This window comes from Mycobacterium sp. 852002-51613_SCH5001154 (assembly GCF_001667425.1).
GTDB lineage: Bacteria > Actinomycetota > Actinomycetes > Mycobacteriales > Mycobacteriaceae > Mycobacterium.
On record NZ_LZII01000083.1, the window covers coordinates 125,772 to 149,163 of the forward strand.

General features: G+C 65.5%; 27 protein-coding genes, 1 other RNA gene and 1 pseudogene. 20 read left to right on the forward strand and 9 right to left on the reverse strand.

The genetic code is table 11. From position 1 onward, the window contains the following. Positions 1-14: 14 nt before the first annotated feature. A complete protein-coding gene (locus A5750_RS22435) occupies positions 15-431 on the forward strand; it encodes a group III truncated hemoglobin (protein ID WP_066946538.1) in 417 nt (138 codons plus the stop codon). Here A5750_RS22435 and A5750_RS22440 read toward each other — a convergent pair whose 3' ends face one another. Beyond that, on the reverse strand, positions 432-1,799 hold the full coding sequence (locus A5750_RS22440; RefSeq protein WP_067265754.1) for an FAD-dependent oxidoreductase: 1,368 nt from the start codon (positions 1,797-1,799) through the stop codon (positions 432-434). A 163-nt stretch (positions 1,800-1,962) separates the two neighbouring features. On the opposite strand from A5750_RS22440, the gene prfB reads away from it, so the two are divergent. From prfB to A5750_RS25995, 11 genes are all read left to right on the forward strand, one after another. Then, on the forward strand, positions 1,963-3,069 hold the full coding sequence (prfB, locus tag A5750_RS22445) for a peptide chain release factor 2 (protein WP_066946531.1): 1,107 nt from the start codon (positions 1,963-1,965) through the stop codon (positions 3,067-3,069). After that, on the forward strand, positions 3,059-4,054 hold the full coding sequence (locus A5750_RS22450) for a mechanosensitive ion channel family protein (protein WP_066946526.1): 996 nt from the start codon (positions 3,059-3,061) through the stop codon (positions 4,052-4,054). Before prfB ends, A5750_RS22450 begins: the two co-directional genes overlap by 11 nt. After that, on the forward strand, positions 4,051-4,536 hold the full coding sequence (locus tag A5750_RS22455; RefSeq protein ID WP_067265757.1) for a hypothetical protein: 486 nt from the start codon (positions 4,051-4,053) through the stop codon (positions 4,534-4,536). The genes A5750_RS22450 and A5750_RS22455 overlap by 4 nt, the downstream gene beginning before the upstream one ends. A 43-nt stretch (positions 4,537-4,579) precedes the next feature. After that, on the forward strand, positions 4,580-5,269 hold the full coding sequence (ftsE, locus tag A5750_RS22460) for a cell division ATP-binding protein FtsE (protein ID WP_066952188.1): 690 nt from the start codon (positions 4,580-4,582) through the stop codon (positions 5,267-5,269). Then, positions 5,270-6,163 carry a permease-like cell division protein FtsX gene (gene ftsX / locus A5750_RS22465; RefSeq protein WP_066952190.1) on the forward strand — a complete coding sequence of 298 codons (894 nt, stop codon included), beginning with the start codon at positions 5,270-5,272 and terminating at the stop codon, positions 6,161-6,163. Positions 6,164-6,165: 2 nt separating this feature from the next. Continuing rightward, complete coding sequence (gene smpB / locus A5750_RS22470) at positions 6,166-6,675, forward strand: SsrA-binding protein SmpB (RefSeq protein ID WP_066952192.1); 510 nt, start codon at positions 6,166-6,168, stop codon at positions 6,673-6,675. After that, positions 6,672-7,517 carry an EamA family transporter gene (locus A5750_RS22475; protein WP_156664386.1) on the forward strand — a complete coding sequence of 282 codons (846 nt, stop codon included), beginning with the start codon at positions 6,672-6,674 and terminating at the stop codon, positions 7,515-7,517. The genes smpB and A5750_RS22475 overlap by 4 nt, the downstream gene beginning before the upstream one ends. 45 nt (positions 7,518-7,562) lie before the next feature. Beyond that, the gene (locus tag A5750_RS22480; protein WP_066952196.1) at positions 7,563-8,408 is read left to right on the forward strand and encodes a maleylpyruvate isomerase family mycothiol-dependent enzyme; all 846 of its coding nucleotides are present in this window, start codon (positions 7,563-7,565) and stop codon (positions 8,406-8,408) included. A 90-nt stretch (positions 8,409-8,498) separates the two neighbouring features. After that, positions 8,499-8,866, forward strand: a transfer-messenger RNA (tmRNA) gene (gene ssrA, locus A5750_RS22485). Between the two features lie 304 nt (positions 8,867-9,170). After that, entirely contained in the window at positions 9,171-9,815 is a 645-nt protein-coding gene (locus tag A5750_RS22490; protein WP_066952637.1) for a cutinase family protein, read from the forward strand. A gap of 305 nt (positions 9,816-10,120) precedes the next feature. Next, positions 10,121-10,360, forward strand: coding sequence for a hypothetical protein (locus A5750_RS25995; protein WP_067265760.1), 240 nt, complete (start codon positions 10,121-10,123; stop codon positions 10,358-10,360). Here A5750_RS25995 and A5750_RS22500 read toward each other — a convergent pair. Then, a complete protein-coding gene (locus A5750_RS22500) occupies positions 10,357-10,926 on the reverse strand; it encodes a C39 family peptidase (protein WP_231989278.1) in 570 nt (189 codons plus the stop codon). The two genes, A5750_RS25995 and A5750_RS22500, sit on opposite strands and share 4 nt — an antisense overlap. Before the next feature lie 334 nt (positions 10,927-11,260). Beyond that, on the reverse strand, positions 11,261-11,839 hold the full coding sequence (locus A5750_RS22505) for an N-acetylmuramoyl-L-alanine amidase (RefSeq protein WP_369829496.1): 579 nt from the start codon (positions 11,837-11,839) through the stop codon (positions 11,261-11,263). Positions 11,840-12,117: 278 nt separating this feature from the next. On the opposite strand from A5750_RS22505, the gene A5750_RS22510 reads away from it, so the two are divergent. After that, on the forward strand, positions 12,118-13,668 hold the full coding sequence (locus tag A5750_RS22510; RefSeq protein WP_231989279.1) for a serine hydrolase: 1,551 nt from the start codon (positions 12,118-12,120) through the stop codon (positions 13,666-13,668). On the opposite strand, the gene A5750_RS22515 is transcribed toward A5750_RS22510, so the two are convergent. Continuing rightward, entirely contained in the window at positions 13,665-14,345 is a 681-nt protein-coding gene (locus A5750_RS22515) for a M15 family metallopeptidase (RefSeq protein ID WP_082948036.1), read from the reverse strand. The two genes, A5750_RS22510 and A5750_RS22515, sit on opposite strands and share 4 nt — an antisense overlap. Positions 14,346-14,441: 96 nt before the next feature. Beyond that, positions 14,442-15,332 carry a universal stress protein gene (locus A5750_RS22520; RefSeq protein WP_066952639.1) on the reverse strand — a complete coding sequence of 297 codons (891 nt, stop codon included), beginning with the start codon at positions 15,330-15,332 and terminating at the stop codon, positions 14,442-14,444. Between the two features lie 186 nt (positions 15,333-15,518). Between A5750_RS22520 and A5750_RS22525 the strand changes: the two are divergent. Continuing rightward, positions 15,519-16,290: pseudogene (locus A5750_RS22525) on the forward strand (class I SAM-dependent methyltransferase). Between the two features lie 57 nt (positions 16,291-16,347). Here the strand turns inward: A5750_RS22525 and A5750_RS22530 are convergent. Both A5750_RS22530 and A5750_RS22535 read right to left on the reverse strand, forming a co-directional pair. Beyond that, entirely contained in the window at positions 16,348-17,577 is a 1,230-nt protein-coding gene (locus tag A5750_RS22530) for a glycosyltransferase (RefSeq protein ID WP_082959176.1), read from the reverse strand. Between the two features lie 215 nt (positions 17,578-17,792). Further along, positions 17,793-18,764, reverse strand: coding sequence for a UDP-glucuronic acid decarboxylase family protein (locus A5750_RS22535; protein WP_067265766.1), 972 nt, complete (start codon positions 18,762-18,764; stop codon positions 17,793-17,795). A 251-nt stretch (positions 18,765-19,015) separates the two neighbouring features. Here A5750_RS22535 and A5750_RS22540 point away from each other — a divergent pair, with 251 nt between their 5' ends. Beyond that, positions 19,016-19,360: a hypothetical protein gene (locus A5750_RS22540; protein WP_231989280.1), complete on the forward strand. Its 345-nt coding sequence runs from the start codon at positions 19,016-19,018 to the stop codon at positions 19,358-19,360. A 184-nt stretch (positions 19,361-19,544) separates the two neighbouring features. Here A5750_RS22540 and A5750_RS22545 read toward each other — a convergent pair whose 3' ends face one another. After that, positions 19,545-19,760, reverse strand: coding sequence for a hypothetical protein (locus tag A5750_RS22545; RefSeq protein ID WP_066952210.1), 216 nt, complete (start codon positions 19,758-19,760; stop codon positions 19,545-19,547). 144 nt (positions 19,761-19,904) lie between these two features. Between A5750_RS22545 and A5750_RS22550 the strand changes: the two genes are divergently transcribed. Continuing rightward, the gene (locus A5750_RS22550) at positions 19,905-20,837 is read left to right on the forward strand and encodes a DMT family transporter (RefSeq protein ID WP_067265770.1); all 933 of its coding nucleotides are present in this window, start codon (positions 19,905-19,907) and stop codon (positions 20,835-20,837) included. Between the two features lie 3 nt (positions 20,838-20,840). Here A5750_RS22550 and A5750_RS22555 read toward each other — a convergent pair whose 3' ends face one another. Next, a complete protein-coding gene (locus tag A5750_RS22555) occupies positions 20,841-21,698 on the reverse strand; it encodes a phytanoyl-CoA dioxygenase family protein (RefSeq protein WP_066952214.1) in 858 nt (285 codons plus the stop codon). A gap of 96 nt (positions 21,699-21,794) precedes the next feature. Between A5750_RS22555 and A5750_RS22560 the strand changes: the two genes are divergently transcribed. From A5750_RS22560 to A5750_RS22575, 4 genes are read left to right on the forward strand one after another with little or no spacing between them, the layout of a single operon-like run. Beyond that, entirely contained in the window at positions 21,795-22,178 is a 384-nt protein-coding gene (locus A5750_RS22560; protein WP_082948034.1) for a DUF732 domain-containing protein, read from the forward strand. 51 nt (positions 22,179-22,229) lie between these two features. Beyond that, positions 22,230-22,649, forward strand: a complete 420-nt coding sequence (locus tag A5750_RS22565; protein WP_067266201.1) for a YkvA family protein — start codon at positions 22,230-22,232, stop codon at positions 22,647-22,649. A 28-nt stretch (positions 22,650-22,677) separates the two neighbouring features. Further along, positions 22,678-22,929: a hypothetical protein gene (locus A5750_RS22570; RefSeq protein ID WP_066952218.1), complete on the forward strand. Its 252-nt coding sequence runs from the start codon at positions 22,678-22,680 to the stop codon at positions 22,927-22,929. Between the two features lie 57 nt (positions 22,930-22,986). After that, positions 22,987-23,391: a DUF4267 domain-containing protein gene (locus A5750_RS22575; protein ID WP_067265774.1), complete on the forward strand. Its 405-nt coding sequence runs from the start codon at positions 22,987-22,989 to the stop codon at positions 23,389-23,391. Position 23,392: the final 1 nt, after the last annotated feature.

Genomic DNA, 23,392 nt, shown 5'->3' on the forward strand with positions numbered 1-23,392 from the left:
TCCAGGAGCTGGCGATGGTTGAAACGGGGGCGGATCTGAGCGACCGCGCCGACGTGGAGGCGTTGCTGCGCCGCTTTTATGGAAGGGCGCTCAACGACGAGGTGTTGGCGGAGCCGTTTGCCGAACTGCGGGCCGTCGGCTTGGACTCACACATTCCGACGATGTGCGATTTCTGGGAGACGGTGCTCTTTCGCGCGGGACGCTACCGGGGTAGTGCGCTGCAGGCGCACCGGGACATTCACCGGCGGACCCCGCTGTCCAACCGCCACTTCCTGCGGTGGCTCACCATCTGGCACGGCACGGTCGACGACATGTACCGCGGACCGGCCGCGGACCGGGCGAAGGTTCAGGCCGCCAGGATTGCCTGGGCCATGCACCGGCGGCTGACCGGGCTCGACGCGCCCGAGCTGCTCGCCACCGTCACCTCCTGATCAACCGTGGCTGATCCGCAGCATCTCCGCCAGGTTGGGCAGCTTGACGCGGGGGCGCCCATGCGGCTCGCCGGCCGCACGCTCATGGCGGTCGATGATCTCCCAGTGCGCCGAGGTCACCAGCTTGGGCTGGCGCGAAGCGAGCCATTCTGCCAACTTGTCGGCGTGGTCCTCGGGGAACTCGGCCAGACCTCCGTCTTTCGCGCGGTCCAGATCGGCGAGCAGGGTGTCGACGGTGTCCTGGGAATCCTTTTTGTTGGTGCCGATGACACCGGTCGGACCGCGCTTGATCCAACCGACGACGTATTCGTTGCGGCTGCCGTCCACCCGGCCCGCGGTATTGGGGATCGTGGCGCTCTTCTCGTCGAACGGCAGCCCCGGGGTCGGCACACCGCGGTAGCCGACCGACCGCACCACCAGCTGAACCGGCAGTTCCTCGCGGTCGCCGGTGTCCTTGGCTGATACCCGCCCGTTCTCGTCGGTCACCAGTTCGTTGCGGCCCAGCACGATGCGTTCCACCCTGTCCTCGCCCTTGATCTCGATCGGCGAGGTCATGAATCGCAGCACGATCCGGCGGTGCCCGGGGCGCGGGTCGCGCTGTGCATAACCCCGGAGCACGTTGATGTTCTGCTTGGCCGTTTTGCCGGCCGCGGCGGCCTCCTCGTCGGTGATGCCCTCCAGCTGGGCGGGGTCGACGATGACGTCAACCCCTTCGAGGTCTCCCAGCTCACGCAGCTCGAGCGTGGTGAAGGCGGTCTGCAGGGGCCCGCGCCGCCCGAGGACCACCACTTCCTCGACGCCGCACGGCCGCAGCGACTCGAGCGCGTGATTGGCAATGTCGGTGACGCCCAGCACGTCGGGATCGGTGACCAGGATGCGCGCCACGTCGAGCGCCACATTGCCGTTGCCGACGACCACGGCGCGGGCGCCCGAGAGGTCGGGCGTCGCCTCCTCGAAGTTGGGATGCGCGTTGTACCAACCGACGAAGTCGACGGCGGCGACACTGCCCGGCAGGTCCTCACCAGGGATGTTGAGCGCGCGGTCGGACTGCGCCCCGACGGCATAGACGACGGCGTCGTAGCGTTCGGCCAGCTCACTGGATTGCACGTGCTCACCGACCACCACGTTGCCGAAGAACCGGAAGCGGGGATCTTCGGCGGTCTTCTCGAACTGCTTGCTGATCGACTTGATCTTCGGGTGGTCGGGAGCCACGCCGGAGCGCACCAGCCCCCACGGGGTGGGCAGCATTTCCAGCATGTCGACGGCTACCTCGACGTTCTCGGACCCATCGGCCGCCTTCAGCAAGGATGACGCGGCGAAGAATCCCGACGGTCCGGAGCCGACGATTGCAACGTGGTATGGGCGCATACTCGACCTTCTATTCGTGCCCGGTTAGCGCGCGGTGGACTGTCGGCGCGCAGCGCGGGGCGCACATGATCGTGACTCGATGCTAAACGCATGACCGCTGGTCGTGGCCTGAGCACTCGCCGGGAGCCGAGGCGCTCGGCGGCTCCCGGTAACGTTGTCCGCTGTGGAACCCGACCGTCAAGCCGATATCGCCGCCCTTGACTCCACCCTGACCACGGTGGAGCGGGTGCTCGATGTGGCCGGTCTGCGCAGCCGCATCGAGAAGCTCGAGCACGAGGCGTCCGATCCCCAATTGTGGGATGACCAGGCCCGTGCGCAGCGGGTGACCAGTGAGTTGTCACACACCCAGGGGGAGCTGCGGCGCATCGAGGAGTTACGGGGACGCCTCGACGACCTGCCGGTGCTCTACGAGCTGGCGACCGAGGAGGGCGCGGCGGACGCGCTCGCCGAGGCGGACGCCGAGCTCAAGGCGCTGCGCGCCGATATAGAGGCCACCGAGGTGCGCACCCTGCTCTCGGGGGAGTACGACGAGCGCGAGGCGCTGGTCACCATCCGATCGGGCGCCGGCGGGGTGGACGCCGCCGACTGGGCCGAGATGCTGATGCGGATGTACATCCGGTGGGCCGAGCAGCACAAGTACCCCGTCGAAGTGTTCGACACCTCTTATGCCGAGGAGGCGGGCATCAAGAGCGCGACCTTCGCGGTGCACGCTCCGTTTGCCTACGGCACGTTGTCCGTCGAGCAGGGCACCCACCGGTTGGTGCGGATCAGCCCGTTTGACAACCAAAGTCGACGTCAGACGTCATTCGCCGAAGTCGAGGTTCTTCCCGTGGTGGATACCACCGACCACATCGACATTCCGGAAGGCGATGTGCGCGTGGATGTTTACCGCTCCAGCGGTCCCGGCGGCCAATCCGTGAACACCACCGACTCGGCGGTTCGTTTAACCCACATCCCAACGGGTATCGTCGTGACTTGCCAGAACGAAAAATCGCAACTGCAGAACAAGATCTCGGCGATGCGCGTGCTGCAGGCAAAGTTGTTGGAGCGCAAGCGTTCCGAAGAACGCGCGGAGCTGGACGCATTGAAAGGCGAAGGCGGCAGTTCGTGGGGCAACCAGATGCGCTCCTACGTCCTGCACCCGTATCAGATGGTCAAGGATCTGCGGACCGAGTACGAGGTCGGCAATCCGGCGGCCGTCCTGGACGGAGACATCGACGGATTCCTGGAAGCGGGAATCCGGTGGCGCAATCGAAAAGATGACGACTAACACAACTCTTCTCGCCTCGACCGCGTCGATAAAGGCGCTGGGCTGGCACGACTTCTGGCGCGGTGACGTCGGGCAATGGATCATCACCCGCGGTCTGCGGATCGTGATGGTGCTGATCGTGGCGGTGTTGGCCGCCCGGTTCGTCAACTGGGTCGCGCAGCAGGTGACCCGTCAGCTCAACCTGGGCTTCGCCGAGAGCGACGCGCTGGTTCGGTCGGAAGCCTCGAAACACCGCCAGGCTATGGCGTCGGTGATCTCCTGGGTGTCGGTGGTGCTCATCGGCATCTGGGTGATGATGCAGATCGCCGACGTGCTGCAGTTCTCGGTGGGGGGACTGGTCGCGCCGGCCACCGTCGTCGGCGCCGCGCTGGGTTTCGGTGCGCAGCAGCTGGTGAGAGACCTGCTGTCCGGGTTCTTCATCCTGGCCGAAAGGCAGTACGGATTCGGAGACCTGGTCACGCTTACCGTCGTTTCCGCGACGGAGGCCAGCGGCACCGTCGAGAACGTGACGCTGCGGGTGACCCGACTGCGCTCGCCGGACGGCGAAGTGTTGACCATCCCGAACGGGCAGATCGTCAAGGTGGTCAACCTGTCCAAGGACTGGGCGCGCGCGGTGGTGGACATCCCGGTGTCCACGAGCGCCGACCTGAACCGGGTCAACGAGGTGTTGCACCAGGAATGCGATCGCGCCATGGACAACCCGGTGTTGGGGGACTTGCTGTTGGACGCCCCCACCGTGATGGGCGTGGAGAGCATCGAAGTCGACACCGTCACCCTGCGACTGGTGGCCCGGACCCTGCCCGGCAAGCAGTTCGAGGCGGGCCGGCAACTGCGTGTCCTGGTCATTCGGGCGCTGGCCCGTGTCGGCATCGTGACTGCGGCGGACGCGACGGTGGGCCTGGTGGATGACCCGTCGGTCCCGGCCGCTCAGGCCGCCGAAGAGCGAATCGACAATGACGTGCAAGGTGCGGTGCAGAAGCGTTGAAGTTCACCCTGAGCATCTTCGAGAAGCGCAGCGACGACTCGGATGCGGACCGTCGCTGGCCGCAATACATGTTCGGCGGGCGAGTTCGCACGTCGACCTTGGTGTTGATCGTCGCTTTTTTCGTCGTGTGGTGGGTCTACGACACCTACCGTCCGGAGCCGGCGCCCAAGCCACCGGCGCAGCAAGTGGTGCCGCCGGGTTTCGTGCCCGACCCCAACTACACCTGGGTGCCGCGCAGCCGCGTGCAGCAGCCGGCGCCCACCGCCACCTACACGCCGACCCCGACGAGCACACCGCCGCCGCCACCGCCCCCGCCCCCGGTGACGACGACCACGACGACGCCGCCGGTGCAGCTGCCGCAGCTGCCTTGCCTGCTGCCGCCGCCCTTCTGCCCACCCAGTACGAGCGCCACCACATCGCCGCCTCAGCTACCGCAGCCGGGGCCCGGGCCGGCGCCTAGTTCACCGCTGCCAGCCAGTTGACTTGGCTCGCCAGCGAAATTCACGGCTACACTGGCGTGCCGTGATGATCACCCTGGACCATGTCAGTAAGAAGTACAAAGCGTCGGCGCGTCCGGCGTTGGAGGACGTCAACGTCAAAATCGACAAGGGTGAATTCGTCTTCCTGATCGGTCCGTCGGGCTCCGGCAAGTCGACGTTCATGCGGCTGCTGCTCGGCGAGGAGAACCCGACCACCGGCGACATCCGGGTGTCGAAGTTCCACGTCAACAAGCTGCGCGGTCGTCACGTGCCGAAGCTGCGTCAGGTGATCGGAACCGTCTTCCAGGACTTTCGCCTGTTGCAGCAGAAGACCGTCTACGAGAACGTCGCCTTCGCGCTGGAAGTGATCGGCAAACGGACCGACGCGATCAACCGTGTGGTGCCCGAGGTGCTCGAAACCGTCGGCCTGTCCGGCAAAGCCAACCGACTGCCACACGAGTTGTCTGGTGGCGAGCAGCAACGCGTGGCGATCGCGCGCGCCTACGTCAACCGGCCCCTGGTTCTGCTGGCCGACGAGCCGACCGGCAATCTGGACCCGGATACCAGTAAGGACATCATGGATTTGTTGGAGCGGATCAACCGCACGGGGACGACGGTGCTGATGGCCACCCACGACCACCACATCGTCGACTCGATGCGTCAGCGTGTCGTGGAGCTGTCTCTGGGACGGCTGGTCCGCGACGAGCAGCGCGGCATCTACGGGATGGACCGCTAAGTGCGCTTTGGCTTCCTATTCAACGAGGTCCTGACCGGGCTGCGCCGCAACGTCACGATGACGGCCGCCATGATCCTTACGACGGCCATCTCCATCGGCTTGTTCGGCGGCGGTCTGCTGGTGGTCCGGTTGGCCGACAACTCGCGGGAGATCTATCTCGACCGGGTCGAGACACAGGTGTTTCTCACCGACGACATCTCCGCCAACGACGCGACGTGCGCGTCCGGTCCGTGTAAAGCGCTGCGGGACAAGATCGATGCTCGGCAAGACGTCAAGTCGGTGCGCTTTGTCAACCGGCCGGACGCCTACAACGACGCGATCAAGAAGTTCCCGGAGTTCAAGGACGTGGCCGGCAAGGAATCGTTTCCGGCGTCGTTCATCGTCAAGCTCAACAACCCCGAACAACATTCGGAGTTCGATGCCGCGATGCAGGGTCAGCCCGGCGTGCGCAGCATCCTCAACGAAAAGGATTTGATCGACCGGTTGTTCGCCGTTCTGGACGGTTTGCGGAACGCCGCGTTCGCCGTCGCCCTGGTGCAGGCAGTCGGGGCAATCCTGCTGATTGCCAACATGGTCCAAGTCGCCGCGTACACCCGACGCACCGAAATCGGGATCATGCGGCTGGTCGGCGCCAGCCGCTGGTACACGCAGTTGCCCTTCTTGGTGGAGGCGATGCTGGCCGCGGCGATCGGTGTGGCCATCGCGGTCGTCGGCTTGGTCCTGGTGCGGGCGTGGTTCCTGGACAACGCGCTAAGTCAGTTCTACCAAGCTCATTTGATCGCGAAGGTCGATTATGCCGACATCCTCTACATCTCGCCGTGGTTGTTCCTGCTCGGCGTGTCGATGGCCGGCCTGACTTCCTACGCGACGCTGCGCCTCTACATCCGGCGGTAGCTGTGGCCAAAGATCCCGGCCGGGCCAAGGCGGCGGGCGGCAAGCGCGGCAGCAAACAGATCATTGCTACCAATCGCAAAGCGCGGCATAACTATTCGATCCTCGAGGAGTTCGAGGCCGGAGTGGCTTTGCAGGGCACAGAGGTGAAAAGCCTGCGCGAGGGCCATGCTTCCCTGGCCGACGCGTTCGCAACCGTCGACGACGGCGAAGTGTGGTTGCGCAACTTGCACATTCCGGAGTATCAGCACGGTAGCTGGACCAACCATGAGCCCCGTCGCAATCGAAAGTTGTTGTTACATAGGGCACAAATTGACCGCCTGGTCGGCAAGATACGAGATGGTAACCTCGCCCTCGTGCCGATGTCTCTGTATTTCTCCGAAGGAAAGGTCAAGGTCGAGCTCGCGTTAGCGCGCGGCAAGCGAGCACACGACAAACGTCAGGACATGGCCCGCCGCGATGCCCAGCGCGAAGTGGTCCGTGAATTGGGTCGCCGAGCCAAGGGCATGAACTGATCGGGGCCGCTTACGCCCAGCTGTCGGCCGTTACGTACGGCGTCAGCGACTTCGTGGGCGGTGTAGCCGCTCGACGGGTAGCCGCGCTGCGCGTGATGCTGGTGGTCTATCCGATCGAGACAATCTTGCTGGGCGCGCTGGCGCTCGCCGTGGGCGGGCCGATTTCGACCGGCGCCGTCTTCTGGGGCTGCCTCTACGGCGTCGGAATGGCCGTCGGCATGTGGGCGTTCTTCGCCGCGCTGGGCGCCGGCCCCATCTCGGTCGTCTCACCGTTGGCGGCGGTCCTCAACGCCGCCGTGCCGGTGGCGGTCGGTGTGGCGCTGGGGGAGCGGCCGGGCCCGGGGGCCTCGGTGGGCGTCGTGCTGGCTCTCATCGCGGTCATGCTGGTGAGCCGGGAGGCCACCGCCCAAGGTGTCACTCCGTATCGGTTCACCCCGAAGGTGGCATGGCTCACGCTGCTGGCCGGCTCGGCGATGGGGCTGAACCTGGTCTTTCTCCATCAGGCGCCGCATGCCTGCAAACTTTGGCCGCTGGTATTCGCCCGGCTGTCGGCCACCGTCGTGATCTTCGTGATGGCCGCGGCCAGCAAGAACCTGCGGGCGCCGCGCGGGAAGCCGCTGAAGCTGGCTTGGGCCGTCGCGGTGCTGGACATCTGCGCCAACGTGACCATGCTGCTGGCGCTGCACACCTGGTTGCTGTCGCTGGCCAGCATCATGATCTCGCTTTACCCGGCGGCCACGGTCGTGCTGGCCATGGTCGTGCTGCGCGAGCGACTGACCCGCTGGCAGGGGTTCGGCATGGTGATGGCCATGGGATCCGTGGCCATGATCGCCGCCAGCTGACGGTTGCGCCTGTCTTGAGCTAACCCATCGGCCTACTATCCGACCATGGCCGATCGCCCCGTCACCAAGCTCGACAAGTCCGAAGTGCTCGCCGGTTTGTTCGCGGTGTGGGACGACATCACCGCGATGCTGGACGGGCTGCCGGAAGAGCAATGGCAGGCCGCCAGCCCGCTGCCCGGTTGGGACGTCAAGGCGTTGGTGGCGCACATGATCGGCACCGAGTCGTTCCTTGCCGGCGTGCCCGCGCCCCAACCCGACATCGACGTCTCGGCGCTCGAGCATGTCCACAACGACATCGGCGTGATGAACGAGTGCTGGGTGCGTCACCTCGCCGCCGAATCCGGCGAGGACGTGCTCAAACGGTTCAAGGACATCACCGATGACCGGCGCAAGGCGCTGACGGGCATGTCGGCCGAGGAGTGGGACGCCGTGACGCTGACGCCGGTAGGTCCGGAGAGCTACGGGCGGTTCATGCGGGTCCGGGTGTTCGACTGCTGGATGCACGAGCAGGACATCCGCGAGGCGCTGCGGCGGCCAGCGTCGGACGACCAGCTTGTCGGGGCCGCATCGGAGCTCTCCCTCGACGAGATCGCCGGGACGATGGGCTACGTGGTGGGCAAGCGGGCCAAGGCGCCAGAGGGTTCGCGGGTCCTGTTCGAGCTGACCGGTCCGCTTTCCCGCAGCATCCGTATCGGCGTCGATGGCCGGGCCCAGCTGGTCGACGACTTCGGCGGCCACGAGCCGACGGTGACGATTCGGCTGGACGGGGTGCAGTTCACCCGGCTCGCCGGCGGGCGGCCGATGTGCCCCTCCCGGTCACAGGACATCGAGCTCGGCGGCGACGAGGACGTGGCCGCGCAAATCGTCGAGCGGCTGAACTTCGTGATCTGATCGCTGCGCCGGACCGGAACACAACTCCGTTGCCGCGCGTTGATAGCGGCGTACCATAGATTGTCCTGCCGAAAATCGGTGGGGGTGCGAGGGGCTGAACGGTTTCGACTTCGCGCATCGAATCAAGGGAAGCGTGCCGGTGCAGGCAAGAGACCACCGTAAGCGTCGTTGCAACCATATAAGCGCCGATTCACATCAGCGCGACTACGCTCTCGCTGCCTAAGCGACAGCTAGTCCGTCAGACCGGGAAAGCCCTCGACCCGGACCCTGGCGTCAGCTAGAGGGATCAACCGATGAGTTCGGTCGCGGGACTCATCGGGACACCAACAGCGACTGGGATCGTCATCCTGGCTGGTTCGCGTGACCAGGAGATCCGAGCAGAGGCATAGCGAACTGCGCACGGAGAAGTCTTGAGGGAATGCCGTAGGACCCGGGTTCGATTCCCGGCAGCTCCACAAAAACTAGCTGGTCAGCGCCGCAAGGCCTGGCCAGCTTCTTTTTCATCAACATCGATCGTCTGAGCTCACCCTGTGGTGTCGTTTCGGCGTCCACCCGGACTTTGCGCGCTGACGTCGCCCCGTCGTAGGCGGCGGAAAAAGTGTCCCCTAGGAGCGGCGTCGTTGCTCCTAAGTGTGAGAGCTGCCAACCGAGCGGCGACTACACCAAGGGCAACCACCATGAGCTTTCATCGTCGGACCGCGCGCCCGGGCTGTCACGGCGGCCCACAGGGTCGTTCCGAAGCGACAACATGACATGCAAGCCGTGACCGCACGTCCGACTTCTGGTCTGCTCGGCGCGGCTGTCGTTGCAGCGTGGGCGTCGCTGACCGCCGCCTCGTCCCTGCCATCTGCCACCGCGGCTCCCTGCTCCGACGTCGACGTGGTGTTCGCCCGGGGCACCACCGAGCCCCCTGGCGTCGGGGGGGTCGGACAGTCATTTGTTGATTCGCTGCGTTCGCGAGTAGGACGCAGGACTGTCAGCGTCTATCCGGTCAACTACCCCGCCACCAACAATTTCCGTAGCTCCATCGCTGCCGGTGCCAATGACGCGAGCGCTCATGTCCAGTCCATGGCGGCAAACTGTCCCAACACCAGGGTGGTCCTCGGTGGATACTCCCAAGGTGCGGCCGTGGTCGACGTCATCACCACGCAGATGCCACCCGATGTCGCCAATCATGTCGCCGCCGTCGCTGTCTTCGGAAATCCGTCGGCATCGGGCACATTCGCGCGGACGCTGGCGGCCGGCTCGCTTCCCACCATTGGCCCGCTATACGCCGCGAAAACGATTGACATGTGTATGCCCGGGGATCCGATTTGCACGCGCGGTGTGAGCATGGCACCGCATGGTCAGTACATTCAGTCGGGAATGACAAACCAGGCGGCGACGTTCGCCGCGGGCCGGTTGTAGCGTCAGACGACGGCGATCTCACGTTGTGCACGCCCGACACCGGATCACCAGAACGTGTATCAGGTGAGCGAGTAAGGAGCTCTCATGACATACCGCCGTCTTGCTTGGGCGCTCGGCGCGGTGGTGGCGGCCGCCACCATCCCCGTCCAGGCCCACGGTGAGCCGCCGACGAAGTGTCTGACCAACACTCCCAAGGGCAAGCAGGTCTACGTGCCCTGCGATCTGCTCAATGCCGGCGCCAACTTCCCGCCGGGGCAGCGTTGTCCTCCACCGCTCGAGCAGTACCCGAAAGATGTGGCGGACTGGTGTGGCGAAGGCCCAGGCCTTGCGAGTACAACGCCTACGACTCCTACGACTCCTACGACTCCTACGACTCCGACAAGTCCCACGAGCCCGACCAGCCCGACCAGCCCGACGAGCCCGACGAAGCCCACGAGTTCTACCAGCCCGACGAGCACTACGAGCCCCGTGAGCCCGACGAGTTCCGCGACCCCGATGAAGACGGCGGGCCCGGCTCCGGGCAATACCGAGTGACGAGGCGTTAGCCCGCCGGCGCGGTGACGACGATCGATTCCTGCCCGATTTTCCAGGCCGTCATGAACGTGGCGATGCTGACCTTCGTGTCGGCGTGATCGGCGTAGGGATCGTTGAGGTGGACGACTTCCTTGTTGGTATCAATCCCGGTGACCACCAGCAAATGATCGGCCGACGTGCGCTGGTCGTTGGAGTTCAGGATGGTTCCGGAGTTGACCCATGCGATGACCTTGCGGTTCGCGCTCAGGTACTGCTCCAGCGAGGACAGGCCCACCTCTTCGGGGTGCTTGTCATAGGTCATGTGCGATTTGATGCCGTAGTGGTCGAGCAGCACCACCGTGTCGGCCATGTCGATGCCACCGTTCGGGCCGTCGTGAGCCGGGTCGCCGGTGGGCGCGTAAATCGGGCCGTTGCGGGTGGACGAGGGCGTGTGCTGTGCTAGCTTGATGATTTGCTGCTCGGTCGGGGAGTGACCGGTGACTTCCCCGACCACGTCGGCCACGGAAGCCAGCCCGCAGTTGTCCTCGTAGGACTGCTGCTGCCAGAACTCGGCTGCCGCGTCCGGGTCGCCATACACGCCACTAGCAATCGTTTTGACCGGTGCCGCTGTCGGCCGTCGGTCGTCGGCCCTGCTGGCGCCTACGGTAGCTGAGGTCACCGCCGCACGCATCGGCGGTGACGCCGCGCTGCACCCAGATAGTGTCCATATGCTGGCTATACCGAGGCAGGCGACCGCTAGAGCGGTGGGCAGAGCGGCCGCTTTCCGAAAGTCGACCATGTTGCCTCGCAAATACCAGTCGGGCTATCGATTGATCAGCAACGTAGCATGCCCAGCAAACACGCGTAGGCCAATTGGGCGCAATCCCAGTAGGCGTGACCGGCGGTTGCCGCGCAGGCCTACCCGGCGCCGATCAGTTGCCCGCCTCGATTGCGGCGACGCGTGCGGCCGCGTCGGATCCGCAGAAGCGCTGGAGGTCCACTCCGCCCGCGGCCAGCAGATCGTCGATGCGGCGTTTCAGGTCGCCCGAGGAGAGGTGGGCGTACAGGTTTCCACCCGGGCAAGACGTCTGGGCCAGGTCCAGATGGCCCGCCAACGTGGCGCTCGCTACACGAAAATTCTGGGCGGCCCATGCGAACGCGCGAGCCGCTCCCTGAAGCTGGGCCTCTGGGACGGGCTCTTGATCGAAGTCTCCTTCGCAGAGGACCAGGAAGTGGCCCGTTGTGTCGTAGTCCGTCGCGGTGTCGCCCGCGATCTCGGTGCTCCGGAGTTCGTAGATGTTGCCGTTGCGGTCGACGCCGACGTGGTAGGCGATGTCGATCCACCCGTGCTGATCCTGGTGGTACCGCTGATCCTGCCGGAGGTGCGCTGGGGCATTGCGGTTGTCGCCAAGGACGACAGCCTCGTGGTGCAGGGTCATCCGCGTGATGGTGTGGCGCTTCCCTCCAGAGCGCGCCGGTCGAGCGCCCCAGGCGTCTCGGCATAGCAACAATGCCGAAGTGGTCGCGGTCAGGCTGACGCTGGTCGTCGACGTCGCGGAAGGAGGTGGGGCCGAAGGTCGCTTGCCGCCGACCAGGGACCCCAGCCCCACGCTGCCGGCCACCCCCAAAAGCTGGCGACGGCTGACAACGGCCGGCGATTCCTGGGGCCGGCCGGGCGCAGGCTCGCACACCGCCCTCACGATACGGGCGTGATGCGGGGGCGCGGGACGCGTTTCGTCGTCCTCTCTTGACGCCGCCGAGATCCGAAAACAAGATCGCAGGTAACGAGATGAGCTCCACCATGAATCGACCGGCCGCCGCGGGCTTCCGCGGTGCGATGCGAACCGCCGTCGCCGCCGGAGCCGCCTTCCTCGCGATAGCCACGGCTTGCTCGAGGGGCGATCCGGGACGCCCGGTGTTGGGCGCCAGCACGCCCGCCCCCAGACCGGACGTCGCCACGGTCGTCAAACCGCCCGACCCGGTTCCCGCAGTTGATTTCGCGAAGGTCTCCAAGCTGATCAACGATGCGATTGCGGCGAACAAGCTGCCGGGCGCGGTGGTTGTCATTGGGCACGGTGGCAAGGTCGCGTTCCACCATGCCTACGGTTCGCGCAAGCTTGCCGGCGAACCCGGGCTGGACGGCTTGCCTGCCCCCGCGGAGCCGATGACCGAGGACACGATCTTCGACCTCGCGTCGTTAACGAAGAGCCTCGCAACGGCGACAGCCGTCATGCAGCTCTACGAGCAGGGCAAGGTTGCATTCGACGATCTGGTGCAGCAGTACCTCCCCGAGTTCAACACCGCAAACGATCCGCGCCGCGCGGCAGTGACCGTCCGGATGCTGCTTACGCACACCTCCGGCGAAACGGGGGACGTCAACCTCGGAGACCCGTGGGGACTGGACCACGCCGACAAACGCGAGGGGATTCATCGTGCGCTCGCCACGCCGCTGGAGTCCGCTCCCGGTGGCGGATTCCGCTACTCCGATATCAACTTCATCCTGCTTGGCGCGCTGATCGAAAAGGTTACCGGTGAGGCCCTGGACGCATACGTTCAGCGGCACGTGTTCGAGCCGCTTGGCATGGAAGACACCCACTACCTTCCCCCGGCGCAAGCGTGCGGTTCGCACACGACGTTGGGAGCCGCGACCGCCTGGGCTCCTGCGCCGCAAGGCCGCACGCCGGACGCCTGCCCCGCGGGTACATGGAGCACCGGTCTCTTGCCGCGCATCGCACCGACAGCACGTGACGAAGAGGGCCGAGCCGACCCGGTTAAGAATCCCGATCTCGATCACCTGCTTCGGGGCACCGTGCAGGACACGACGGCTCGTCGCATGGGCGGAGTGGCCGGGCACGCCGGCGTGTTCTCGACCGCCCACGATGTCAGCATGTTTTCGCAGGCATTACTGGACCGGCTCGCGGGCCGTCCCAGCCAATTCCCCTTGGCGCAAACAACTCTCGAGCTGATGACGAGTCCGCAGCAGCCGGGCCATACGCCTGCGCAACTCAAGGCGGCCAACGATGCGGCCCAAGAAGCCGTCGCAAAGCGGCCGAACAAAACAGATCCGCTGCTCGCTCCGCGCTATCCCGCGATCGCGGGCCAGAACCTGCGCGGCTTTGGCTGGGACATAGATACGGGCCAGTCCACGCCGCGAGGCGCGATCTTCCCCATCGGTAGCTTCGGCCACACCGGCTTCACCGGTACCTCGGTCTGGATGGACCCGCGCTCAGATACGTACGTCGTTCTGCTCTCGAACTCGATTCACACCCGGGGCAGTCCACCGATGTCGAATCTGCGAGGTGAGGTCGCAACCGCGACGGCACAGGCGCTGCGTCTTTAGGGCCGCTCGAAGTGTTGATAGTCGAGGGGGCCGGTCCACTCGCCACCCCACCGCCAGCCACGATCTGTGAAGGCGCGCACGGCTGGGTCGCCGTTGTGTAAGAGTCCCGGGTCGCTGCGGCTGCGGTCCAGGTAGGCGGCCGCGTTTCGCGGTTCGAAATACCCGCTCGCGTAAAGGCAGGGGTTGATGAGCGGATTGAGGTCGATAGCCCGACCGTAGGCGTGCGGAGACCACTCGTTGGTTCCAGGGATGCGTCGGCAGTTGAACGCCGAAGTGTTGTTGTCCTCCATGGATGACTCGTCGTCGGCACCCGGGTAGTGGTCGACCGTGCGGATCTTCTCGACCGGGTAACCAAGCCGGTGTAGCCGCTCGAAGATCGCGATGACCGCCGGCGCCAGGTCTTGCTGCACGATCAGCTCACCGCGGTGCACCTGGCCGTCGAAACCGATGTGGTCGACGTTGACCCGTCGCAGCTGCTCCGGCTCGACTGGACAACCCGGCCGCCAGCTTTCGCCGAGTTCGGCGGCGGTGACCGGCTCCACGCTGTCACCTGGAGGTGCCGGCGGCGCACTGGGCGACGCGGCCGATGGCGACGGTGTCGCAGGCCCTGAGGGTGTCGCCGCCGGCGGTGGCTGCGCCGCGGTGCACTGCACCAGCACAAGACACCCGGCGAGCATTCCGGCCACCGCGGCACGCCGCCGCTCGAAGGGCGTCAACTGGGATGAGTCCTCACCGCTCGCTCCACTGAGAATGGTTGGTCAGACTGCCAGTGTCTATCGCGCCACGATCACCGGAATCTTGGCCCGGTTGACCACCGACGCACCGACCGAGCCCAGCACCCTGCCGGCTAATGCGCCCCGGCCGTGGCTGCCGACCACCAGCAGTTGCGCCTTTTCGGATGCCTCGAGCAGCCAGCGCACCGGCTCGCCAATCTCGATCCTGCGATGGACCTCCACGTCGGGATAGAGGTCATGCCAACCCGCCAGCCGTTCGGCCAGCACCTCTTCCTCCTCGGACAGCTGGGCGTCCCATTTGGCGTCCTGGTACACCGTTCTGGACGTGGACGCCCGGGGATCAGCCCAGGCGTGTAAAGCCGTTAGGCCTACCTGCCGTCGTGATGCTTGCTCGAACGCGATCGCGGTCGCTGCTTCCGAGGCCGGCGAGCCGTCGATGCCGACCAGCACCGGCGCCTCCGCCTTGCCGACCTGCGCTTGCTCGTCGGGGATCACGGCGACTGGGCAGTGCGCGTGGTAAACCAATCCCGAACTCACCGAGCCAAGCGAGCTGCGGGCCAAGGCACCGCCATGTCCCCGATCGCCCACCACGACCATCTCCAGCTCTTTGGAGAGGGCGACCAGCGTCGGGACGGCGGTTGAACAAAGCACCTTGCTGTCGATCTTCACCGGGCCGCGCTCACCAGCGCTCTCCTCGGCGACCTTGATCGCCGATTTGATGAGTCCGCGTGCCCGCTGCCCGTGCCGTGGCCTGAAGTGCGTCCGCGCGGTGACCTGGAACCACCCCGGCAAGGGGGCGTCGACGACATGCACCAGGGTCAGCGGCGCTTTCCGCAGCGCGGCATCACGGGCCGCCCACCGGACGGCGCCCAGTGCCGCTGCCGAGCCGTCAACGCCTACCAAGATCGCGCCACGTGGTGGCTCCCACATTTCAGCTCGTTTCTGATCGGTGCCCCCCGGCAGGATCATTCATGGCGGCCGGGATTGTCAGGGCCGAAGCGATGCAAGCCGAAGGACCAAAGGCACCGATGAAGCGCGGGTTGATACCCTTCAAACGCAGGCCGCCACACATTCGGGCAGTACCTCTCTGGAGGCTTTGATGCGCAGGAGCGCGCCATGACCGATGCCGCCTGGACCCTCTATGCCGAGCAGATGGACGACGTCGACGGCTGGTTCTTTGAGGCCGATGTCTCACTATTCAGCAAGCTGCTCGCTTGCCAGACGGCCGAAGGCATCAAGGGCGACATGTTGGAGATCGGCACCTATCAAGGCAAGTCCGCAATCCTGATGGGTTACGGCCTCCGCGACGATGAAGAACTGGTGATCTGCGACTTGTTCGACGCCGTAATGGATCACGCGGACATGTCGCGGATCCCACGCCAGCAGTATTCGGGCCTGGACCAGAAGCAGTTCTTGGCCAACTGGGACCGTTTCCACCCTCGCCGGCCAACGCTCGAAGTCTGCGAATCATCAGAGCTCAATCTTGGCGAACGGGTACTCCGCTTCATCCACGTCGACGGTTGTCACAGCTACCGGTGCGTCGCCAACGACATCAATCTTGCCGTGACTCACACGGCCAAGCGAGGCGTGATTGCGATCGACGACTATCGCGGCGTCGAAACTCCCGGGGTAGCCGCGGCTGTTTGGCAGGCTGTCGGCAATGGCTTCTTGTTCCCCTTCGCGGCGACGTTCATGAAGATCTACGCCTGCACATCGGCCGCTGATCAGAGTTACTGGTTGGAGCGGGTCCGGGATTGTGCTGACATCTGCGCCTTGCCCGACTTTGACTTGCCGTCGTATCGCAGCGTCTCGGCTACGCAACTCGCCGCTCGATCGCCAAGGGATGACAGGCATTCCGCCGAATAGTCCAACCATGCTCTGCGCATAGCGGAGCAGTCGGGTCAATGCCTACGAGCTAGTCAGAACCGTTGGGCTGACCGACTTCTCATCGAGGTGCCTGAGTAGTGGGCACCGGTCGGTTCGCGGTCCGCGGCATTTGCCGATCAGCCAACGTGCCGACACGGACGGCATCTTCCAAGAGATCGGCCGCGGTGGCGGCGCTTTCCGCGGGCGTCGCCATCTGGGCGGCGACCTCACGGGTTCGAGTGACGCAGCGCGGAGTGAGGATGGACCGCAAATCCGCAATCAGCGAATCGAGGGTGGTTTCGATGAAGCGCCGTCCGATGCCGACTTCGAGTTGGTTGACCGCGGCTGCCCACATCGGTTGATCGACCGATACGGCAAGGGCCAGCGTGGGGATTCCGGCCCGGATGCCTGCGAACGTGGTGCCCGGGCCACCGTGGTGGACGACCGCGCGGCAAGCGGGAAACACGGTTGCGTGGTTCACCGCGTTCACAATCTTTACCTGGTCGGAATCCGGAAGGCCGGCTAGGTCACTCACGCCGCTGCAAATCAATGCCCGTTCGCCTAGCTGTGCACAAGCCGCAGTGATCATGGCGATCACATCGCGGGGCGATGCGACTCGTGCGCTGCTGCCAAATCCGAAATAGATCGGCGGCGTTCCGGCGGTAATCCACGACGAGACGTCGTCGTCGACGTCCGTTGGCAGCTCCAGGGTCAGCCCGCCAACGAAAGGCCGCCGGAAGCCGTGATCCGCCCATGCGGCTGCCATTCCGGGAAAGAAGAGTTCGTCGTAGGCCTGGATTTCCAGCGGTTGTCGCGTCGGCGGTCCCGTTTCCTCTGGCAGGCCCAATTCACGGCGCAGGGCGTCTTCAGCGTCTTTGGTTATCTGCGAATGCGAATTATCTGTGATCGGGTAGATGTGCACGGCAGCTTGCGGAATGTCGTAGTAATCCGCAACATTGGCGGCCAGCCCCTGCTGGCTTGCGTCCGTCAATAGCAGATCGGCCCCGTCGGCCAGTGACGTGAGCGCCGTACCCAGCTCCGGCCAGAGTTTGGTGATTCCCTGGAAAATCTCCCACGCCATGAGCATAGGACTCGGCGTCGTGCCGTATTTGAGTTCGATTTCGGCGTTCTGCCGGTCCTGGTCGGGACCGTGTGCGACCGCGGCAAGACCCGCCGACTCGATGAAGCCAATGTAGTTCGGTGGAACCGCCATTTGGACGTCGTGGCCCCTAAGCTGCAGTTCCCGACCGATGGCGGCGCATGGCTCGATATCACCCCGAGTTCCCAAGGTTGCCAATACAAATCTCATCGCCGGAGCCCATCGCCGTGCGCCCAGGGACACCGGAAACGAACGGCGGCAACGGGATAACGGCGGCTGTCATGGGCTTGATCAGCCATCACCCTCCCCTTCGTTGATCGTGGTCGGCGGGGGTGGTCCGTTGCGTGTGGGGCTCCCTGATGCTAACGCCATCGACCCAGCAGCCTGAACGGCCATGAGGTTGGTGATAGACAAGACCGCTGGCGTCAATGATCACGGCGCTCCCCAGGAGCTACCTCCACGATTCCCCTGAAGTATTCGATAGTTCGCGCGACGCCATCTCCAAAAGGGACTCGTGGACGCCAGGCGAGCCTGGATTCGGCAAGACTGATATCCGGTTGGCGCCTCTTGGGGTCGTCCGGCGGCAGGGGCCTGAACACGGTTTCCGACGCCGACCCGGTCATCTCGCCGATAATGCTCGCTGTTTCGAGGACGGTGAGTTCGGTCGGACTGCCGAGATTGACGGGCCCCGTAAACGAGGGTTCGCTCGCGGCCATCCTCACAAGACCCTCGATGAGATCGTCGACATAGCAGAAAGAGCGGGTCTGGCTGCCATCCCCGAAGACGGTGATCGGTTCTCCCCGCAGCGCCTGGACGATGAACGAGGGGATGATTCGGCCGTCCTCCACGTCCATCCTCGGGCCGTAGGTATTGAAGATGCGGACGACTTTTATCCGCACGCCGTAGCGGCGGGCGTACTCGAGCATCAGCGTCTCCGAGACCCGCTTGCCTTCTTCGTAACAGCTCCGCGTGCCGAAGCAGTTGACGTTGCCCCAGTAGCTCTCGACTTGAGGATGGATGACGGGATCGCCGTAGACCTCGCTGGTGGAAGCTTGGAGAATCGTCGCCCGCTCCTCGCGTGCCAGTTCCAGAAGGTTCCTCGTACCGAGGTAGTTGGTCTCCAGGGTGAACAGGGGATCCCGCTGGTAGGCGCGCGGCGACCCGGGGCAGGCCATGTTGAAGATGAGATCCAGCGGGCGAGCGACAGCCGGGTCTACCGGTCGGGTTATGTCGTGCTCGAAAAAAGAAAAACCCGGGTCTCCCTCGAACTGCCTGATGTTGTCGCGCCCACCGGTGCAGAAGTTGTCGACCCCGACAACCTCGATGCCGTCGCGGCGAAGACGATCGCAGAGGTGAGACCCCAAGAACCCGGCGGCGCCCGCAACGAGGGCTCTCACTTTTCGTTCTCCTAGTTTCGGCCAGTAGCTCAGACGGATCGCATGACCCGTTTGACGCGTCGGGAGACGGCCGTCGTCGGCTTACCGTATTGCCTGATCGAACGTCGGGTTCCCGGCAATCGTAGGGCGAGACCTAGTCAGATCGCACATCTCGATCGGCCAACGACGCCGAGGCCCTACCATTGGTGGGTGGGGTCATTGCTTTTTCGGCCTCCTGGTCATCGAGGCGCCTAATCCGAGGAGAAGTGTCCGTGCAGCAGTCGCTTTCACCCCTGTCCGTCACCAGAAAGCTGCTTCTCGGCCTGGCGTTCGTCATCGCGTTGATCGCTCCGGCTGCCCTGCCGGGCGCGTTCGCGACGGCGAACGCCGACCCGATCGGCTTCCCGCCGGATTGGCCCTTCTACGAGATGCAAACCGAACAGACCATGTGCAATGCCATGGCGCAGGGCTGGTCGCGCGCGCAGATCGTCGGCGCGATGCAACAGGCGAACAACCAGAGTGTGACCGGGCTGAACCCCGATCAAGCCGCCAAGCGCGCCAACATGTGGGTCGACCTGGGACGAATCAAGTACTGCCCCGGCGCGGTCGCCAACTGATCCCTAGCCGTCGTCCAGCGGTCGAACGCGGCGCGCCCATGATCTGGCCCGTTTGCGCGGAGGCGTAGCCATTTCCCGCAACGGCGGGGTAAAAGATCATGGGTGACTCTTAGGGGTGTCAAACCCGTTGGCATCCGGAGGTTTTCGAGCGCCGCGCCGACCTTCCTTGCCGGCGGTGCAACCCCTAGCAGAGGGCGGCGGAAAACCACCCGCCCGCCACCAGGGCGATGACGAGCGCGGCGGTGGTGTGCCCCGTCGACGCGGCGACGACGATGCCTGTGATCGCAGCGATGAGGGCCATGACCACGAATACGGCCAGCAGTATCCGGTGCGAATGGATCGCTCCGCTGGGACGCGGCGCGACGACAACGTGCTTGCTCGAGCCATGGGCTGCGGCCATTCAAGCTCCTACCGAGTTGTGACCTGGAATACACCGTCAGCATAAATGTGCGGTGAGTCACAAACAAATTCCCGCGCTGCGCCGCTGCACGCGTTCGCGCGGAGCCCAGTTAGCCATGCGGACGTCCCGGGTATCCGCACGGTCATGGGGTGGGTGGAATCGCACGCGGTCGCAATCTTTTCGGCATTGCTCTCGGCGTTCTGGGCCGCGGTGGGCATCGTCGTTCGGCAGCGAGCCGCCCAGGACGTTCCGGCCGATGAGGGCATGTCGGGAACGATGGTGACGACCCTGGCGACGCGACCGCTGTGGTGGGCGGGCACCGTCGCCGCCGTCGCCGGCTACGTGTTTCAGGCCGGGGCGCTGGCGCACGGATCCCTGCTGCTCATCCAGCCGCTGCTGGTCTCGTCGCTGTTGTTCGCGTTGCCCTTGAGCGCGCGGCTCTGCCACCAGCGCATCAGTGCAGTCCAGTGGGGCTGGGCGACGCTGTTGACGGGCGCACTGACGGTCTTCGTGCTTGTCGGCCAGCCGCGCGAAGGCCGTGTCCGCCCTGCGGTCCCGGCGTGGACACTGGCGTTGTTGGTGATGGTGCCGTTGCTGGTGGTGTGTGTGACGGCGGCCGGCCGCGCCGCTGGTCGTGTGCGCGCCATGCTGCTGGGCGTGGCCGTGGCGGTCCTGCTCGGCATGATCGCCGTCCTGACGAAGATCTGCACGCACCGCTACGCCGCCGGCGGCTGGCACGCGCTCCTCACCGTCCCCGCTCCGTACCTGTTGGTCGGCCTGGCGGTCGCGGTGACGCTGGTGCAGAACTCGGCCTTTCATGCCGGCGCGTTGCAGGCGTCGGTCCCGATCATGTTGGTCGGCGAGCCGGTTGTCGCGGTCGTGCTCGGCGTTGGCGTGCTGGGTGAGCACCTGGCCGTGGGCCGCTCGGCGGCGCTGGCGTTGGCAGTGGCCGTATGGGGCATGGTGGCCGCCGCTGTCGCGCTGAGCCGCAGCCAGGCGATCGAAGTGGGCAGCCCGCAACAGCCCACGCCCGTCGACGCCGCGCGGTTGGCGGGTGTCAGCGGAAGACGCGAGTAGGACCTACGAATCGGCTTCCAACAGCCGGAGCGGGTGCAGGCCGTCGACCGCGCCGACGAACGGCGGGTGGATGCTGTAGCCGAGCATGCGGCGAATGTCGTCGGATACCGAGCGGGCGATGTCGCGCGATATCGACAACGTGAAGGCTTCCATCGGCCGCAGCCACGGTTGGCAGTACTGGGCGGTGACGGCAAGGCGGTCGTGGCCGGTGTTGTTGGCGCCCCCGCCGTGCCACAGGGTGCCCACGAAGAAGACGCACGAGCCGGCGGGCATGACGACCGGCATGGCCTGATCGTCGGGACCCGGCCGGCGCTTGCCCCAGCGGTGGCTGCCGGGGTAGAGGACGGTGGCCCCATTGTCGGCGGTGAAGTCGTCGATGGCCCAGATCGTCGCCGCCGCCAAGGGTTCTCGCGGCCGCGGGACCGGGTAGAACCCGTCGTCGTGGTGAGCCAGCTGGGCGGCCTCTCCGGGCTGAATGTTGATGGCCTGCAACGCCGAAAGCAGGTAGTTGGGCATCAGCAGCCGATCGAGCACCGCAAGTACCCGAGGATGGTCGACGACGCCGTCGCATACCCGCGTCCGGCTCAGCAGGCTGTAGATGCGCTGGGTGCGCCGCCCCTCGAACGAGTTGCGTCCGGTGTGCCCGAGCCACGGGCGTACGACCTCGCGGATCTGCTGGCACTGCTCCGGTGTGAGCAGGTCCTTCCAAATGACGTAGCCGTCGCGGTCGAGGGCCGCCATGTCGGCGTTGACGACCGCGCTGTCGACGGAGCTTCCACCGCTCGCCGTTCGCTTGTACCGCTGCGCCAGATCGCCCCTGAGGTCTTCCAGCGTCGTGACGGACTCTTCGTCGATGTTCATTGGCACTTGTCCTTCATCCCGCCAACCACACTAAGCCGAGTTCGCGGGGGCCGACAGGACAATTCGCGTCATCTGTACAAGGATGAAGCGGTGCGGATGCTTCTCGTGCTTGCGAGCTTCGCCGCCGCCATTGGCGCGGCCGCGCCCGCGCACGCCGACCCGGCCGGCAACCCCGATGCGAATTTCTTGTCGGCCCTCGATCAGGCCGGCGTTCCCTACAAGAACGGGGCCGTTGCCATTCAGGTCGGCAAGAAGGCCTGCGAGCTGATGGACCAGGGTCACTCCAAAGCCGCGGTCATCCAGAGTGTGTCCTCGGAAAACGCGGGATTCACCGTGTCGGAAGCTACGAGTTTCGCGACCAGTGCGGTGAATGCCTTCTGCCCCCAACACATTGGGGAACCAAACACCGAGCCACCGCCACGTCCGACCGACACCGGGATGATCCCCTGGATTCCGTTCCCGCCGCCGGGGGCCGCTTAGAAAACCCGCCGGCGCTGGCGTGCCTGCGCCCCACCAACCAAGATGTACATGATGTGGCCCGACTGGTGGATGGTTGCGTTGGGCATCCTGGTTGCGTTCGCGGTGATCTGGCTGATCCTCGCTGTCACCTTCTGGCTGATGCGACCCGAGGCCAAAATGCAGGACCTCGTGCGCCTCCTGCCCGACGTGCTCCGCCTGCTGAAACGGCTCGCCGCCGATACCGAGCTGCCGCGGCGGATCCGGGTTGCGTTGGTCGCACTGATCGCCTTTGTCGTGTCGCCCATCGACCTGATACCCGACGCCATCCCGGTCATCGGATTCGCCGACGACGTGATCATCGTCGGTCTGGTGCTGCGCTGGATCAGCCGCACGGCGGGACCCGGTGTGCTTGCCAAGCACTGGCCGGGGACACCCGACGGCCTCGCCACCCTGTGCAAGCTGTGCGGGCTGCCCGACCCCGCGCTGGACTGACCGGACCGGAACCTAGGAGCGTGCGGTGATGGACGTAATTCGGCGCACCATGCGCTACCAGGTCAGGGTCGGCGCACTGATCGAGCTGGCGTTGTGGCTGGCGATCCCATACCTGTGTATCGGGTTCGTGTGGACCCTTTTTCACGCCGACGAGGCTCGACTGATCCAGACTCGGGTGGAGGCCGTCTTCCCCACCGGAGCCGACGCCGTGGCATTCGGCCTGACCACGGCGTTGTGGCCGGCCTCCATACAAATCGCCCACGCGTGCCCCGCGCCTTGACGGGCTTCTGGGGCGAAGCCGTGCGCGGGAGCGCGTTTTGCTCCTAGGCTGCCGAGCATGTCAATCGACCGAGCGGCACTTCTCGCGGGCAGCATCCGACTCACCTCCGGCGTCTGGTTCCTCGTCGACCCCTTGACCGCGAACCGGTTCTGGGGAGATCCCGGCGAGCCGGCGCCGACGGCGCGACTGTTGTTGCGATCCATGGGATATCGCGACGCCTTGATCGGTGGCATGCTCGCGACGGCGGCGTTGCGCGGCAAGAACACCCGCGGCTGGTTCCTGGCATCCGGCGGTGCCGACGCGGCCGACCTGCTCGGGGGCATCAGCGTCCATGACGAGCTGAAGCCCTCGCAACGGATCATCGGCTTGGGCGGCGCCGTCATCGGCATCGGTGTGGGGCTCTGGGGCGCGGCCCGACCGCAGTCACGCGTTCGCCGGAACGCGCCCGATGCGGTTGACTGAG

Excerpts from the sequence above, each read along its gene's own strand:
- A5750_RS22480 (WP_066952196.1), top strand. The coding sequence starts at position 7,563 with ATGGCCGATCGCCCCGTCACCAAGCTCGACAAGTCCGAAGTGCTCGCC.
- A5750_RS22510 (WP_231989279.1), top strand. The coding sequence starts at position 12,118 with ATGAGCTCCACCATGAATCGACCGGCCGCCGCGGGCTTCCGCGGTGCG.
- A5750_RS22550 (WP_067265770.1), top strand. The coding sequence starts at position 19,905 with ATGGGGTGGGTGGAATCGCACGCGGTCGCAATCTTTTCGGCATTGCTC.
- A5750_RS22450 (WP_066946526.1), top strand. The coding sequence starts at position 3,059 with ATGACGACTAACACAACTCTTCTCGCCTCGACCGCGTCGATAAAGGCG.
- A5750_RS22545 (WP_066952210.1), bottom strand. The coding sequence starts at position 19,760 with ATGGCCGCAGCCCATGGCTCGAGCAAGCACGTTGTCGTCGCGCCGCGT.
- A5750_RS22515 (WP_082948036.1), bottom strand. The coding sequence starts at position 14,345 with ATGCTCGCCGGGTGTCTTGTGCTGGTGCAGTGCACCGCGGCGCAGCCA.
- A5750_RS22520 (WP_066952639.1), bottom strand. The coding sequence starts at position 15,332 with ATGTGGGAGCCACCACGTGGCGCGATCTTGGTAGGCGTTGACGGCTCG.
- A5750_RS22575 (WP_067265774.1), top strand. The coding sequence starts at position 22,987 with ATGTCAATCGACCGAGCGGCACTTCTCGCGGGCAGCATCCGACTCACC.
- A5750_RS22435 (WP_066946538.1), top strand. The coding sequence starts at position 15 with ATGGTTGAAACGGGGGCGGATCTGAGCGACCGCGCCGACGTGGAGGCG.
- A5750_RS22570 (WP_066952218.1), top strand. The coding sequence starts at position 22,678 with ATGGACGTAATTCGGCGCACCATGCGCTACCAGGTCAGGGTCGGCGCA.
- A5750_RS22555 (WP_066952214.1), bottom strand. The coding sequence starts at position 21,698 with ATGAACATCGACGAAGAGTCCGTCACGACGCTGGAAGACCTCAGGGGC.
- A5750_RS22560 (WP_082948034.1), top strand. The coding sequence starts at position 21,795 with ATGCTTCTCGTGCTTGCGAGCTTCGCCGCCGCCATTGGCGCGGCCGCG.
- ftsE (WP_066952188.1), top strand. The coding sequence starts at position 4,580 with ATGATCACCCTGGACCATGTCAGTAAGAAGTACAAAGCGTCGGCGCGT.
- A5750_RS22565 (WP_067266201.1), top strand. The coding sequence starts at position 22,230 with ATGTGGCCCGACTGGTGGATGGTTGCGTTGGGCATCCTGGTTGCGTTC.
- A5750_RS22530 (WP_082959176.1), bottom strand. The coding sequence starts at position 17,577 with ATGAGATTTGTATTGGCAACCTTGGGAACTCGGGGTGATATCGAGCCA.
- A5750_RS22440 (WP_067265754.1), bottom strand. The coding sequence starts at position 1,799 with ATGCGCCCATACCACGTTGCAATCGTCGGCTCCGGACCGTCGGGATTC.